General features: G+C 56.0%; 12 protein-coding genes. 7 read left to right on the top strand and 5 right to left on the bottom strand.

Annotation, left to right across the window (positions count from 1 at the left end; all coding sequences use genetic code 11):
* Positions 1–18 precede the first annotated feature (18 nt).
* Both ilvD and ilvA read left to right on the top strand, forming a co-directional pair.
* Positions 19–1869 carry a dihydroxy-acid dehydratase gene (gene ilvD / locus GVO84_RS21950; protein ID WP_159515124.1) on the top strand — a complete coding sequence of 617 codons (1851 nt, stop codon included), beginning with the start codon at positions 19–21 and terminating at the stop codon, positions 1867–1869.
* Between the two features lie 2 nt (positions 1870–1871).
* Positions 1872–3416 carry a threonine ammonia-lyase, biosynthetic gene (gene ilvA / locus GVO84_RS21945; RefSeq protein WP_023315026.1) on the top strand — a complete coding sequence of 515 codons (1545 nt, stop codon included), beginning with the start codon at positions 1872–1874 and terminating at the stop codon, positions 3414–3416.
* A 92-nt stretch (positions 3417–3508) separates the two neighbouring features.
* On the opposite strand, the gene ilvY is transcribed toward ilvA, so the two are convergent.
* Entirely contained in the window at positions 3509–4399 is an 891-nt protein-coding gene (ilvY, locus tag GVO84_RS21940) for an HTH-type transcriptional activator IlvY (RefSeq protein WP_063145041.1), read from the bottom strand.
* Positions 4400–4551: 152 nt separating this feature from the next.
* Here ilvY and ilvC point away from each other — a divergent pair, with 152 nt between their 5' ends.
* A complete protein-coding gene (ilvC, locus tag GVO84_RS21935) occupies positions 4552–6027 on the top strand; it encodes a ketol-acid reductoisomerase (RefSeq protein ID WP_023333828.1) in 1476 nt (491 codons plus the stop codon).
* An 86-nt stretch (positions 6028–6113) separates the two neighbouring features.
* On the opposite strand, the gene ppiC (GVO84_RS21930) is transcribed toward ilvC, so the two are convergent.
* The gene (ppiC, locus tag GVO84_RS21930) at positions 6114–6395 is read right to left on the bottom strand and encodes a peptidylprolyl isomerase PpiC (RefSeq protein ID WP_003017999.1); all 282 of its coding nucleotides are present in this window, start codon (positions 6393–6395) and stop codon (positions 6114–6116) included.
* 50 nt (positions 6396–6445) lie between these two features.
* Positions 6446–6727, bottom strand: a complete 282-nt coding sequence (gene ppiC, locus GVO84_RS21925; RefSeq protein WP_159515123.1) for a peptidylprolyl isomerase PpiC — start codon at positions 6725–6727, stop codon at positions 6446–6448.
* 112 nt (positions 6728–6839) lie between these two features.
* Here ppiC (GVO84_RS21925) and rep point away from each other — a divergent pair, with 112 nt between their 5' ends.
* Positions 6840–8864, top strand: coding sequence for a DNA helicase Rep (gene rep / locus GVO84_RS21920; protein ID WP_159515122.1), 2025 nt, complete (start codon positions 6840–6842; stop codon positions 8862–8864).
* Positions 8865–8920: 56 nt separating this feature from the next.
* Here the strand turns inward: rep and gppA are convergent, their stop codons facing one another.
* Positions 8921–10405 carry a guanosine-5'-triphosphate,3'-diphosphate diphosphatase gene (gene gppA / locus GVO84_RS21915; RefSeq protein ID WP_121423337.1) on the bottom strand — a complete coding sequence of 495 codons (1485 nt, stop codon included), beginning with the start codon at positions 10403–10405 and terminating at the stop codon, positions 8921–8923.
* Positions 10406–10410: 5 nt separating this feature from the next.
* Positions 10411–11679, bottom strand: a complete 1269-nt coding sequence (rhlB, locus tag GVO84_RS21910) for an ATP-dependent RNA helicase RhlB (RefSeq protein WP_023309646.1) — start codon at positions 11677–11679, stop codon at positions 10411–10413.
* 144 nt (positions 11680–11823) lie between these two features.
* Between rhlB and trxA the strand changes: the two genes are divergently transcribed.
* The 3 genes from trxA (at position 11824) to wecA (ending at position 15104) form a co-directional block, all read left to right on the top strand.
* Positions 11824–12153: a thioredoxin TrxA gene (gene trxA / locus GVO84_RS21905; protein ID WP_006179218.1), complete on the top strand. Its 330-nt coding sequence runs from the start codon at positions 11824–11826 to the stop codon at positions 12151–12153.
* Positions 12154–12498: 345 nt separating this feature from the next.
* On the top strand, positions 12499–13758 hold the full coding sequence (gene rho, locus GVO84_RS21900; protein ID WP_001054528.1) for a transcription termination factor Rho: 1260 nt from the start codon (positions 12499–12501) through the stop codon (positions 13756–13758).
* 242 nt (positions 13759–14000) lie between these two features.
* Positions 14001–15104 (top strand): UDP-N-acetylglucosamine--undecaprenyl-phosphate N-acetylglucosaminephosphotransferase, encoded by a 1104-nt coding sequence (wecA, locus tag GVO84_RS21895; protein WP_121423336.1) that lies wholly within the window; start codon positions 14001–14003, stop codon positions 15102–15104.
* Positions 15105–15114: the final 10 nt, after the last annotated feature.

The raw sequence follows: 15114 nt of genomic DNA, 5'->3' as shown, positions 1-15114 counted from the left end.
GACGGGAGTAAATAAAGCATGCCTAAGTATCGTTCAGCCACCACCACCCACGGCCGTAATATGGCGGGTGCCCGCGCACTGTGGCGCGCCACCGGAATGACCGACGCCGATTTCGGCAAGCCGATTATCGCCGTGGTGAACTCCTTCACCCAGTTCGTACCGGGCCACGTGCACCTGCGCGATCTCGGCAAACTGGTTGCCGAGCAAATCGAAGCCTCCGGCGGCGTGGCGAAAGAGTTCAACACCATTGCGGTGGATGACGGTATCGCGATGGGTCACGGGGGCATGCTCTATTCACTGCCGTCGCGCGAGCTGATCGCCGACTCGGTTGAGTACATGGTTAACGCCCACTGCGCCGATGCGATGGTCTGCATCTCCAACTGCGACAAAATCACCCCGGGGATGCTGATGGCCTCCCTGCGCCTGAATATTCCGGTGATCTTCGTCTCCGGCGGTCCAATGGAAGCGGGGAAAACCAAGCTCTCCGACAAAATCATCAAGCTCGACCTGGTTGATGCGATGATCCAGGGCGCGGACCCGAAAGTCTCTGACGAGCAGAGTGACCAGGTGGAACGCTCCGCGTGTCCGACCTGCGGCTCCTGTTCCGGGATGTTCACGGCGAACTCCATGAACTGCCTGACCGAAGCGCTGGGCCTTTCTCAGCCGGGTAACGGCTCGCTACTGGCGACCCACGCCGATCGTAAGCAACTGTTCCTCAATGCCGGTAAGCGCATCGTTGAGCTGACCAAACGCTACTACGAGCAGGACGACGCCAGCGCGCTGCCGCGCAACATCGCCAGCAAGGCCGCGTTCGAAAACGCCATGACGCTGGATATCGCCATGGGCGGCTCCACCAACACCGTTCTGCACCTGCTGGCCGCCGCGCAGGAAGCCGAAATCGACTTCACCATGAACGACATCGACAAGCTGTCCCGCAAGGTGCCGCAGCTGTGTAAGGTCGCACCGAGTACCCAGAAATATCATATGGAAGACGTACACCGCGCGGGCGGCGTGCTGGGCATTCTGGGCGAGCTGGATCGCGCCGGGCTGCTGAACCGTGACGTGAAAAACGTGCTTGGCCTGACGCTGCCTGAGTCGCTGGACCAGTACGACGTGATGCTGACCAAAGACGACGCGGTGAAAAAAATGTTCCGCGCCGGCCCTGCCGGTATTCGTACCACCCAGGCGTTCTCGCAGGACTGTCGCTGGGATACCCTGGACGATGACCGCGCCGAAGGCTGCATCCGCTCGCTGGAACACGCCTACAGCAAAGACGGCGGTCTGGCCGTGCTGTACGGTAACTTTGCGGAAAACGGCTGCATCGTGAAAACCGCAGGCGTGGATGACAGCATCCTGAAATTCACCGGTCCGGCGAAGGTATACGAAAGCCAGGATGAAGCGGTAGACGCGATCCTCGGCGGTAAAGTGGTAGAAGGCGACGTGGTTGTCATTCGCTACGAAGGGCCGAAAGGCGGTCCGGGCATGCAGGAGATGCTCTACCCAACCACCTTCCTGAAATCTATGGGACTCGGTAAGGCCTGCGCGCTGATCACCGACGGACGTTTCTCCGGCGGCACCTCCGGCCTCTCTATCGGCCACGTTTCGCCGGAAGCGGCAAGCGGCGGCAACATTGCCATCATCGAAGACGGCGACCTGATCGAAATCGACATTCCGAATCGCGGCATTCAGCTCAAGCTGAGCGACCAGGAGATTGCGGCCCGTCGTGAAGCGCAGGAAGCCCGCGGCGACAAAGCCTGGACGCCGAAAGATCGCCAGCGTGAAGTCTCCTTCGCCCTGCGCGCCTATGCGAGCCTTGCCACCAGTGCAGATAAAGGCGCGGTGCGCGATAAATCTAAACTTGGGGGCTAATGATGGCCGAGTCACAACCCTTATCCGCCGCCCCCGAGGGGGCGGAATACCTGAGAGCGGTGCTGCGCGCACCGGTCTATGAAGCCGTGCAGGTTACGCCCCTGCAAAAAATGGAAAAACTCTCTTCGCGCCTCGACAACGTCATTCTGGTCAAGCGCGAAGACCGTCAGCCGGTGCACAGCTTCAAGCTGCGCGGCGCTTACGCGATGATGGCCGGGCTGACCGACGAGCAAAAAGCGCGCGGCGTGATTACCGCGTCGGCGGGCAACCATGCCCAGGGCGTGGCGTTCTCGTCTGCCCGTCTGGGGTTGAAAGCGCTGATCGTGATGCCGGTCGCTACCGCAGACATCAAAGTCGATGCGGTGCGCGGCTTCGGCGGCGAAGTGCTGCTCCATGGGGCTAACTTCGACGAAGCAAAAGCCAAAGCGATCGAGCTGGCGCAGCAGCAGGGTTTCACCTGGGTGCCGCCGTTTGATCACCCAATGGTGATTGCCGGGCAGGGCACGCTGGCGCTTGAACTGCTGCAGCAGGATGCCCATCTCGACCGCGTGTTTGTGCCGGTCGGCGGCGGCGGCCTGGCTGCAGGCGTGGCGGTGCTGATCAAACAGCTGATGCCGCAGATTAAAGTCATCGCCGTTGAAGCGGAAGACTCTGCCTGCCTGAAAGCGGCGCTGGATGCGGGTCATCCGGTAGATCTGCCGCGCGTCGGGCTGTTTGCCGAGGGCGTGGCGGTGAAGCGCATTGGAGATGAAACCTTCCGCCTGTGCCAGGAATATCTCGACGATATCGTCACCGTAGACAGCGACGCTATCTGCGCGGCGATGAAAGATCTGTTCGAGGATGTGCGTGCGGTGGCGGAACCTTCCGGCGCGCTGGCGCTGGCGGGGATGAAAAAATACATCGCGCAGCACAACATTCGCGGCGAGCGGCTGGCGCACGTGCTGTCTGGTGCCAACGTAAACTTCCACGGTCTGCGCTACGTTTCCGAGCGCTGCGAGCTGGGGGAACAGCGGGAAGCGCTGCTGGCGGTGACCATTCCGGAAGAGAAGGGCAGCTTCCTGAAATTCTGTCAGCTGCTGGGCGGTCGTTCGGTGACGGAGTTTAACTACCGTTTTGCCGATGCCAAAGACGCCTGTATTTTTGTCGGCGTGCGTCTGAGCCGCGGCGTGGAGGAGCGCAAAGAGATCCTCAGCCTGCTGCATGAGGGCGGCTACAGCGTGGTCGATCTCTCTGACGACGAGATGGCGAAGCTGCACGTGCGCTACATGGTCGGCGGGCGTCCATCGAAGCCGCTCCGGGAACGTCTGTTCAGCTTCGAGTTCCCGGAATCGCCGGGCGCGCTGCTCAAGTTCCTGCACACGCTGGGCACGCACTGGAATATCTCTCTGTTCCACTACCGCAGCCACGGCACCGACTACGGCCGCGTGCTGGCGGCGTTTGAACTGGGCGAGCACGAGCCGGATTTCGAAACGCGGCTGAACGAGCTTGGCTATGAGTGTCACGACGAAACCCATAACCCGGCGTTCAGGTTCTTCCTTGCGGGCTAGGGTGCTCGGGAAAATGCCTGATGGCGCTGCGCTTATCAGGCCTACGTTCTTTCGAGCCGTAGGCCGGATAAGGCGCTCGCGCCGCCATCCGGCTAGTGGTTGGGCAGAATATTCCAGAACGCATCAATAAGCGGCTCATGCAGCCGCTTTTTTTGTGCGCACACGCCAAGCTCAAACGGCGTCTTCTCGTCGCTGCGCTCCAGAATCATCACGCGATTGCGCACCGGTTCCGGGCTGTTCTCCAGCACCACTTCCGGCAGCAGCGCCACGCCGCAGCCCAGCGCTACCATCGACACCATCGCCTCATGGCCGCTGACCGTGGCGTAAATCGACGGGTTGCTGATCTTCTGACGGCGGAACCACAGCTCAATGCGGCGGCGCACCGGTCCCTGATCGGCCATGATAAACGGCACCGTGGACCAGTCCGGTTTTTCCACCGATACCTGATTACGCACCGGGCAGGGCAGCGCCGGGGCAATCAGTACAACCGCCAGATTCTCCAGCATGGAGAATGCCACCGCGCCCGGCAGGGTTTCAGGTTTCCCGGCAATGGCGAGATCTGCTTCACCCGTCACCACTTTTTCCATTGCGTCGGATGCGTCGCCGGTCGTGAGCTTAATTTCAACCGACGGATGCGCCGCGCGGAAGCGGTCCAGAATGGGCGGCAGATGGCTATAGGCGGCGGTCACGGAGCAGAAAATATGCAGCTCGCCGGAAAGTGACGGCCCCTGCTGGTCAATCGAATGCCGCAGCTGCTGGTACTGCAACAGCGTCTGCTGAGCAAAAATGCGCAGTTCTTCACCTGCTTCCGTGAGGGTGACGGTGCGGTTGTCGCGCACGAACAGCGGCTGGCCGAGGTCTTCCTCAAGGCGCTGGATCTGGCGTGAAAGCGTGGAGGGGCTAACGTGCATCGCCCGGGCGCTGCGGCCAAAATGGCGGCTTTCCGCCAGGTGCAGGAACATTTTCAGATCGCGTAAATCCACCGATTCCACTCCCTCTTTTTATATTGCAAAAATTGCAACGTGATGTTGTGAATATATCAATTTCCGCAATAAATTTCCTGTTGTAATGTGGGTACATTCTCGCTGAAACGCGAACCGAACAATAAGACACACAACATCACGAGGTATCACCCATGGCTAACTACTTTAATACACTGAACTTGCGCCAGCAGCTGGCGCAGCTGGGCAAATGCCGCTTCATGGCGCGCGACGAATTTGCCGATGGCGCGAGCTACCTTCAGGGTAAAAAAGTGGTCATCGTCGGCTGTGGTGCACAGGGTCTGAACCAGGGCCTGAACATGCGTGACTCCGGTCTGGATATCTCCTACGCCCTGCGTAAAGAAGCGATTGCTGAGAAGCGTGCTTCCTGGCGCAAAGCGACCGAAAACGGCTTCAAAGTGGGTACCTACGAAGAGCTGATCCCGCAGGCGGATCTGGTGGTTAACCTGACCCCGGACAAGCAGCACTCTGATGTTGTGCGTTCCGTACAGCCGCTGATGAAAGACGGCGCCGCGCTGGGTTACTCCCACGGCTTCAACATCGTTGAAGTGGGTGAGCAGATCCGTAAAGACATCACCGTAGTGATGGTGGCACCGAAGTGTCCGGGTACGGAAGTGCGCGAAGAGTACAAACGTGGCTTCGGCGTGCCGACGCTTATCGCAGTTCACCCGGAAAACGATCCAAAAGGCGAAGGTATGGCGATTGCCAAAGCATGGGCAGCGGCGACCGGCGGCCACCGTGCGGGCGTTCTGGAATCGTCCTTCGTTGCCGAAGTGAAATCTGACCTGATGGGCGAGCAAACTATTCTGTGCGGTATGCTGCAGGCCGGTTCTCTGCTGTGCTTCGACAAGCTGGTGGAAGAAGGTACTGACCCGGCCTACGCGGAAAAACTGATTCAGTTCGGCTGGGAAACCATCACCGAAGCGCTGAAGCAGGGCGGTATTACGCTGATGATGGACCGTCTGTCCAACCCGGCAAAACTGCGTGCTTACGCGCTGTCTGAACAGCTGAAAACCATCATGGCACCGCTGTTCCAGAAACACATGGACGACATCATCTCCGGCGAATTCTCTTCCGGCATGATGGCGGACTGGGCAAACGACGATAAAAACCTGCTGACCTGGCGTGAAGAGACCGGTAAAACCGCGTTCGAAACCGCACCACAGTATGAAGGTAAAATCGGCGAGCAGGAGTACTTCGATAAAGGCGTACTGATGATCGCGATGGTGAAAGCAGGCGTTGAGCTGGCGTTCGAAACCATGGTGGATTCCGGCATCATCGAAGAGTCTGCGTACTACGAATCTCTGCACGAGCTGCCGCTGATTGCGAACACCATCGCCCGTAAGCGTCTGTACGAAATGAACGTGGTGATCTCTGATACCGCAGAATACGGTAACTACCTGTTCTCTTACGCCTGCGTACCGCTGCTGAAAGAGTTTATGACCACCCTGCAGACGGGCGATCTGGGCAAAGCGATTGCGGAAGGTGCCGTGGATAACGCACAGCTGCGCGATGTGAACGAAGCGATTCGCAGCCACCAGATCGAGAAAGTGGGCCACAAACTGCGTGGCTACATGACCGATATGAAGCGTATCGCGGTAGCGGGTTAACAACCTTGTCGGGTGGCGCTTCGCTTACCCGACCTACAAAACCGCACGATGTAGGCCGGGTAAGGCGTAGCCGCCACCCGGCTTTTTTAATTGCGATACAGAACCTTAATAATGTGATACCCGAACTGGGTATGCAGCGGGCCGGTTGGCTCCAGCACTGGGCAGGAGAACACCACTTTATCGAACGCCGGAACCATCTGACCCTGGCGGAACTCACCCAGATCGCCGCCGCGTTTGCCTGACGGGCAGATGGAGTGCTTCTTAGCCAGCTTGCCGAAGTCGGCACCGTTTTTAATCTGCTCCAGAAGATCTAAAGCCAGTTTCTCTTCTTTAACGAGGATGTGCACTGCTGCTGCTGTTTTTGCCATGATCGTGCCTTGAATAGGTTGAAATAAATCGGGGCGCAATATACCACGCGTCAGCGGCGATAAAGCACCTTAATGATATGGTAGCCAAATTTGGTTTTTACCGGGCCGTAGGGCTTCAGAAGTGGGCAGCTAAAGACCGCCTGATCGAACGGGCCGACCATCGCACCTTGTTGAAACTCGCCGAGATCCCCGCCATTGCGCCCGGAAGGGCATTTAGAGTAACGCTTCGCCAGATGATCAAAGCTGATGCCGTGCTCCAGCTTGGTCAGGATCTCCTGGGCCAGTTTCTCTTCTTTTACCAGAATATGCAGGGCTGCTGCGGTCTTTTTCATGGTTCTGCTCTACGGGTTAAACGCGATTTCTCCACTTTATCATTAGCCGGTAAATCTGCGCCCGGCTTTCTGCTACAATCCACACCCCGTTCGAAGATTGAGCAACACTCCCATGCGTTTAAACCCTGGACAACAACAAGCGGTCGAATTCGTTACTGGACCATGCCTGGTGCTGGCAGGGGCCGGTTCGGGTAAAACCCGCGTGATCACCAACAAAATCGCCCATCTGATCCACAACTGCGGGTATCAGGCGCGACACATTGCGGCGGTCACCTTTACCAATAAAGCGGCGCGCGAGATGAAAGAGCGTGTCGGTCAGACGCTGGGCCGTAAAGAGGCGCGCGGCCTGATGATCTCCACCTTCCACACGCTGGGGCTGGATATCATCAAACGCGAGTATGCGGCGCTGGGAATGAAGTCCAACTTCTCGCTCTTTGATGATACCGATCAGGTGGCGCTGCTCAAAGAGCTCACCGAGGGGCTGATCGAAGATGATAAAGTGCTGTTGCAGCAGCTGATCTCGACGATCTCGAACTGGAAAAACGATCTGATGACGCCAGCCCAGGCCGCGGCGATCGCCAAAGGTGAACGGGATCGGATCTTCGCCCACTGCTACGGTCTGTACGATGCGCATATGAAAGCGTGCAACGTGCTGGACTTTGACGACCTGATCCTGCTGCCCACGCTGCTGCTGCAGCGCAATGAAGAAGTGCGCGAGCGCTGGCAGAATAAAATCCGCTACCTGCTGGTGGATGAATATCAGGACACCAACACCAGCCAGTACGAGCTGGTGAAGCTGCTGGTGGGGCAGCGCGCGCGTTTCACCGTGGTAGGCGACGACGACCAGTCGATTTACTCCTGGCGCGGTGCGCGCCCGCAAAACCTGGTGCTGCTGAGCAAAGATTTCCCCGCCCTGCAGGTGATTAAGCTGGAGCAAAACTACCGCTCCTCCGGGCGTATCCTGAAGGCAGCAAACATCCTGATTGCCAATAACCCGCACGTATTTGAGAAGCGTCTCTTCTCCGAACTGGGCTATGGCACGGAGCTGAAAGTGCTCAGCGCCAACAATGAGGATCATGAAGCGGAGCGCGTGACGGGCGAACTCATCGCGCACCACTTCGTCAACAAAACCGAATATAAGGATTACGCGATCCTCTATCGCGGCAATCACCAGTCGCGCGTCTTTGAAAAGATGCTGATGCAGAACCGCATTCCGTACAAAATCTCGGGTGGCACGTCGTTCTTCTCACGACCAGAAATCAAAGATCTGCTGGCCTATCTGCGCGTGCTCACTAACCCGGATGATGACAGCGCGTTTCTGCGCATCGTGAATACGCCAAAACGCGAGATTGGCCCGGCGACGCTGCAAAAGCTCGGCGAGTGGGCGATGACCCGCAACAAAAGTATGTTTACCGCCAGCTTCGACATGGGGCTAAGCCAGACGTTAACCGGACGCGGGTATGACTCGTTAACCCGCTTCACCCAGTGGCTCGGCGAAGTGCAGCGTCTCGCGGAGCGCGAGCCGGTGGCGGCAGTGCGCGATCTCATTCACGGCATCGACTATGAGTCCTGGCTGTATGAAACCTCAGCCAGCCCGAAAGCGGCTGAGATGCGCATGAAAAACGTTAACCAGCTCTTCAGCTGGATGACCGAAATGCTGGAAGGATCTGAAATCGACGAGCCAATGACCCTGACGCAGGTGGTCACCCGCTTTACCCTGCGCGACATGATGGAGCGCGGCGAGAGCGAGGAAGAGGCCGATCAGGTTCAGCTGATGACGCTGCATGCGTCCAAAGGGCTGGAGTTCCCGTATGTGTATCTGGTCGGCATGGAAGAGGGATTGTTGCCGCACCAGAGCAGCATTGATGAAGACAACGTCGACGAGGAACGCCGTCTGGCCTACGTGGGGATCACCCGCGCGCAGAAAGAGCTGACGTTCACGCTGTGTAAAGAGCGCCGCCAGTATGGTGAACTGGTTCGCCCGGAGCCGAGTCGTTTCCTGCTGGAACTGCCGCAGGATGACGTGATCTGGGAACAGGAGCGCAAAGTGATTACCGCAGAAGAGCGGATGCACAAGGGGCAGGCCAACGTGGCAAACATCCGCGCCATGCTGGCAAAAGCCAAAGAGAAAGGATAAGTCCGAAGGGCTTGTAGGCCGGGTAAGCGCAGCGCCACCCGGCATTTTTCACTCTCTTATTTTACTTCCAACACCCAGTGCACATAGCTCTGCCACTGGCACTCCTGCTCGATCATCTCTGCACCTAACGGGTGACGATCAATCCAGTTCTCCGGGAGCGTCAGCGAAAGCTTCTCGTCATCGGCCACCAGATTAATGGCGGGCAGCAAATCATCGCGGCGGCGGCTGGCAAACAGGATCGCCAGACGCAGCAGGCGGCACATATGCTCGGCCACGCGCGGCGGTACGGCGTTTTGCTGATGCAAAGAGGAGAGATCGACGGCATTGGTCTGGTTCAGCAGCAGCGTTGCCAGCAATTTTTTCTGCGCGGGTGTATAGCCCGGTAAATCAAGGTTTCGCACCAGATACGCTGCATGAGACGGTGCCTGCTTAAAATCAATGCTCAGCCCGACTTCATGGAGCGCGCAGGCGCTCAGCAATAAATCCCGGCTCAGATGATCAAGATCCCAGACGTTAGCGACCCGATCGGCGAAGCGTGACGCCAGCTGCGATACGCGTCCTGCCTGATCGATATCAACCAGAAAACGACGCTGCACGTTACGCAGGGTACGGCTGCGGATATCCTGATCGACCGACAGATGCAACATCCCGTAGACCAGTCCTTCGCGCAGCGCGCCGCCGGCCAGGGTCATACACTGGATGTTCAACTCGGTGAAAATGGCGATAAGAATGGCCAGCCCGCTCGGGAAGACCAGCGCGCGTTCCAGCGTCAGGCCTTCAATTTCCAGCTCTTCCAGGCGTCCGCACTGAATAGCGCGCTGTTTCAACTGCTGAAGTTTGGCAAGCGTAATCCGCTCGTCCATTCCCTGCGCCATCATGATTTCCTGCAGAGCCTGCACGGTACCCGAGGCACCCACGCAGACTTTCCAGCCGTGATAGCGCAGCTCGTCCATCACCGGGCGTAACACTTCGCGCGCGGCGTTTTCTGCCTCGTCGAAGTTCTCTTTCCCCAGGTTCCGATCGGTAAAGTAGCGCTCAAGCCAGGTCACGCAGCCCATCGACAGGCTGAACAGCGACGTTGCCTGAGCGCCGGTGCCGGTCACAAGCTCGGTACTGGCACCGCCAATATCCACTACCAGGCGACGATCGTCCCCCCCCGTGGTGTGTGCAACACCCTGATAAATCAGGCGAGCTTCTTCTTCACCGCTGATAACCTGAACCGGACAACCGAGAATTTCCTGCGCTCTGGCAATAAAATCCACGGCGTTAACCGCCAGGCGGAGTGTCGCAGTGGCGACCACGGTGATTTGGGCATGCGGGATATCCTGCAGACGCTCGGCAAAGAGTCGCAGACACTGCCAGCCACGTTCCATGGCTTCAGGTGAGAGGTGATTGTCACTGCTCAGGCCCGCCGCGAGGCGGACCTTGCGCTTGATGCGCGTCAGCGTTTGTATGCTTCCCGCCACCTCGCGCACAACCAGCATATGAAAACTATTCGAACCGAGATCAATTGCCGCATAAAGCGAGGTGGAGCTGAGCATATTTTTTAACCTGAACGACGACGATTACGCGGTGCGCCGCCTGAACGACGCGGACCATTGCCGGAGCGTGGGCGGGTTAGACGCTTAGGCGGCGGCAGTTCGCTTAACAGCGCTTCCGGATTGTATTTGCTCTGCGGAATAGAGTGACCGATATAAGTCTCAATGGCTGGAAGATTCAGCGCATACTCTTCACACGCAAGGCTAATCGAGTGACCGCTTGCGCCCGCACGACCGGTACGACCGATACGGTGTACGTAGTCTTCGCAGTCGTCTGGCAGATCGTAGTTAAAGACGTGCGTCACGGCCGGAATGTGCAGACCACGAGCAGCAACGTCGGTTGCGACCAGAATATCGAGATCGCCACGGGTAAATTCTTCAAGAATACGCAGGCGTTTTTTCTGCGCCACGTCGCCGGTCAGCAGACCAACACGGTGACCGTCTGCAGCCAGATGGCCCCAGATGTCTTCACAGCGGTGCTTGGTGTTCGCGAAGATAATGGCGCGATCTGGCCACTCTTCTTCGATCAGCGTTTGCAGCAGACGCATTTTCTCTTCATTGGAAGGATAGAAGAGCTCTTCTTTAATGCGGTGACCCGTTTTCTGCTCAGGTTCCACTTCTACATATTCGGCGTTGTTCATCTGTTCGAACGCCAGTTCGCGAACGCGGTAGGAGAGGGTTGCAGAGAACAGCATATTCAGACGCTGATTGGCCGGAGGCATACGGCGGAACAGCCAGCGGATGTCTTTAATGAAGCCCAGATCGTACATGCGGTCAGCTTCATCGAGCACCACAACCTGGATTGCGCCGAGGTTAATGTGGTTCTGTTTAGCGTAGTCGATAAGACGACCGGTGGTACCGATCAGGATATCCACACCGCTTTCCAGCACTTTCAGCTGTTTATCGTAGCCGTCGCCGCCATAGGCCAGGCCAAGTTTCAGGCCGGTAGACTGCGCCAGGGGTTCAGCGTCTGCGTGGATCTGTACCGCCAGTTCTCGCGTCGGGGCCATAATTAGCGCGCGCGGCTGGTTAACTTTGCGGTCTGCAATCGCTGGGTGAGAAAGTAAATAATGAAACGTTGACGTTAAAAACGCCATCGTTTTGCCGGTACCGGTTTGCGCCTGCCCGGCAACATCGCGACCGGCCAGCGTCAGCGGCAGCGCGAGGGCCTGAATGGGCGTGCAGTTATGAAACCCTTTATTTTCAAGGGCTTCAATCACCTTCGGGTGCAGCGCGAAGTCGGAAAACTTCTGTTCTGTTAAATGTGTTTTGCTCATAGTGTGGTAGAATATCAGCTTACTATTGCTTTACGAAAGCGTATCCGGTGAAATAAAGTCAACCTTTAGTTGGTTAATGCGACATCAACACGTCGTTGGTGGAGACAAAACCAACGTACCAGGCTTATTCCTGTGGAGTTATATATGAGCGATAAAATTATTCACCTGACTGACGACAGTTTTGACACGGACGTACTTAAGGCTGACGGGCTGATCCTCGTCGATTTCTGGGCTGAATGGTGTGGTCCTTGCAAAATGATCGCCCCGATTCTGGATGAGATCGCCGACGAATATCAGGGCAAACTGACCGTTGCCAAGCTGAACATCGACCAGAACCCGGGCACCGCACCAAAATACGGTATCCGTGGCATTCCGACCCTGCTGCTGTTCAAAAACGGCGAAGTGGCGGCGACCAAAGTGGGCGCGCTGTCCAAAGGTCAACTGAAAGAGTTCCTGGACGCTAACCTGGCGTAAGGTTTCTCCGCTGTGCGTTCAGAGCTCCCGGCTAAATGATGTGGAACTCTGGACGCCCGGCTTAAGTCGTGCTAAGTTAGCTATGACTTCGTTTTAAACATATCTTGTTGTTTGAATCTTGTTTTACCCGATACTTCCCGTTGTTAACATGAACAGTGCGTGAAGTGGCTAAATTCCGGGCTTGTCACTCAATCCGTCTTGTCGTTTCAGTTCTGCGTTCTTTCCCTGTGACCAGACAGCGAACAGACATGAGTTGATGGCCGCTAAACAGGCATGGATGACCCTGCCATACCATTCACAACATTAAGTTCGAGAATCACCCCGAGTTTAAGAACCCACACCATTATGAATCTTACCGAATTAAAGAATACGCCGGTTTCTGAGCTGATCACTCTCGGCGAAAATATGGGGCTGGAAAACCAGGCTCGTATGCGCAAGCAGGACATCATTTTCGCCATCCTGAAGCAGCACGCTAAGAGTGGCGAAGATATCTTTGGCGACGGTGTGCTGGAGATATTGCAAGACGGATTTGGTTTCCTCCGCTCTGCAGACAGCTCCTACCTCGCCGGCCCTGACGACATCTACGTATCCCCTAGCCAAATCCGCCGTTTCAACCTCCGCACTGGTGACACCATTTCAGGTAAGATTCGTCCTCCTAAAGAGGGTGAACGCTACTTTGCGCTGTTGAAAGTTAACGAAGTTAACTACGACAAACCGGAAAACTCGCGTAATAAGATCCTCTTTGAGAACTTAACGCCGCTGCACGCGAACTCTCGCCTGCGCATGGAGCGTGGTAACGGTTCTACCGAAGACTTAACCGCGCGTGTTCTGGATCTGGCATCACCAATTGGTCGTGGCCAGCGTGGTCTGATTGTGGCACCGCCGAAAGCGGGTAAAACCATGCTGCTGCAGAACATCGCGCAGAGCATCGCCTACAACCACCCAGACTGCGTGCTGATGGTGCTGCTGATTGACGAACGTCCGGAAGAAGTGACCGAGATGCAGCGTCTGGTTAAAGGTGAAGTGGTTGCTTCTACCTTCGACGAGCCAGCTTCTCGCCACGTTCAGGTTGCGGAAATGGTTATCGAGAAGGCGAAACGCCTGGTTGAGCACAAGAAAGACGTGATCATCCTGCTCGACTCCATCACCCGTCTGGCGCGTGCGTACAACACCGTGGTTCCAGCGTCCGGTAAAGTGCTGACCGGTGGTGTGGATGCTAACGCCCTGCATCGTCCGAAACGCTTCTTCGGTGCCGCACGTAACGTGGAAGAGGGCGGCAGCCTGACCATCATCGCGACGGCGCTGATCGATACCGGTTCAAAAATGGACGAAGTAATTTACGAAGAATTTAAAGGTACAGGTAACATGGAACTGCACCTCTCTCGTAAAATCGCTGAAAAACGCGTCTTCCCGGCTATCGACTACAACCGTTCCGGTACCCGTAAAGAAGAGCTACTCACCACGCAGGAAGAGCTGCAGAAAATGTGGATCCTGCGCAAAATCATCCATCCAATGGGTGAAATTGACGCGATGGAGTTCCTCATTAACAAACTGGCGATGACCAAAACTAACGACGATTTCTTCGACATGATGAAACGCTCGTAACGCAAATAAAGCCAGCAAACGCCACGTTTTTACGTGGCGTTTTTCTTTTATGGACTATACGCTAGTACCATCTACTCCCATTTTTGACCGGTCGGTGCGACAATAGGGCCGTTTGTGCAGCTAAAGAAATAATTGATTGAAAAATATACAAAGGGAGTTGTAAGAAGCCATCTTTATTACTTCTGAGGCTGTGGCTTCATGGTTATACTTCCGGGACTAACATTTGTTGAGAGCAATCCATTGTGAATCTATTCACCGCCGTTACTGAACTGATCAGTATTTTTTTATTCACAACCTGTTTTTTGTTCATTGCGCGCAAGGTGGCAAAACGAATAGGGTTGGTGGATAAGCCTAATTTTCGTAAACGCCATCAGGGACTTATTCCTTTAGTCGGCGGCATTTCTGTTTACGCAGGAATTTGCTTTACGTTTGGTATTGCCGACTATTATATCCCTCATGCCGCCCTCTACATTGCCTGCGCCGGTGTCCTGGTGTTAATCGGGGCCCTTGATGACCGGTTCGATATCGCGGTGAAAATACGCGCCACCGTTCAGGCGGGCATTGGCGTGGTGATGATGGTTGTGGGCGGACTGTATCTGCGAAGTCTCGGCTATGTGTTCGGCCCTTGGGAATTAGTTCTGGGCCCATTTGGCTTCTTCCTGACCCTCTTTGCCGTCTGGGCGGCAATCAATGCTTTCAACATGGTGGATGGCATTGACGGCCTGCTCGGTGGGTTGTCATCCGTTTCGTTCGCCGCTATCGGCATTATTTTATGGTTTGATGGCCAGTACAGTCTGGCAATGTGGTGTTTCGCCATGATTGCCGCCATTCTGCCTTATATCCTCTTGAACCTCGGTGTGCTGGGCCGTCGCTATAAAGTCTTTATGGGAGACGCGGGCAGTACGCTGATTGGTTTTACGGTTATCTGGATCCTGCTCGAAACCACACAGGGTCAAACCCATCCGATAAGTCCCGTAACAGCGCTGTGGATTATTGCCATCCCATTAATGGATATGGTGGCGATTATGTACCGCCGCCTGCGCAAGGGGATGAGTCCTTTCTCTCCCGACCGCCAACACATTCATCATCTCATTATGCGCGCGGGTTTTACTTCTCGTCAGGCATTTGTGCTGATTACGCTTGCCGCCGCTATTTTGGCCGCGATTGGTGTGGCTGCAGAATATTCTCATATTATTCCTGAATGGGTTATGTTGGCATTATTCTTGCTGGCATTTTTCCTGTACGGCTACTGCATTAAGCGCGCATGGAAAGTAGCGCGATTTATTAAACGTCTTAAACGCAGGATGCGTCGTAACAGTGGCAAAAATACAACATTAACTAAGTAAAACCGGGACT

Origin of the sequence: Enterobacter sp. SM3, from assembly GCF_009811935.2 — a bacterium.
Taxonomy (GTDB): Bacteria; Pseudomonadota; Gammaproteobacteria; order Enterobacterales; family Enterobacteriaceae; genus Enterobacter; species Enterobacter asburiae_D.
Note: the sequence above shows the minus strand (reverse complement) of the source record. Positions and strands in the feature narration are given on the sequence as shown.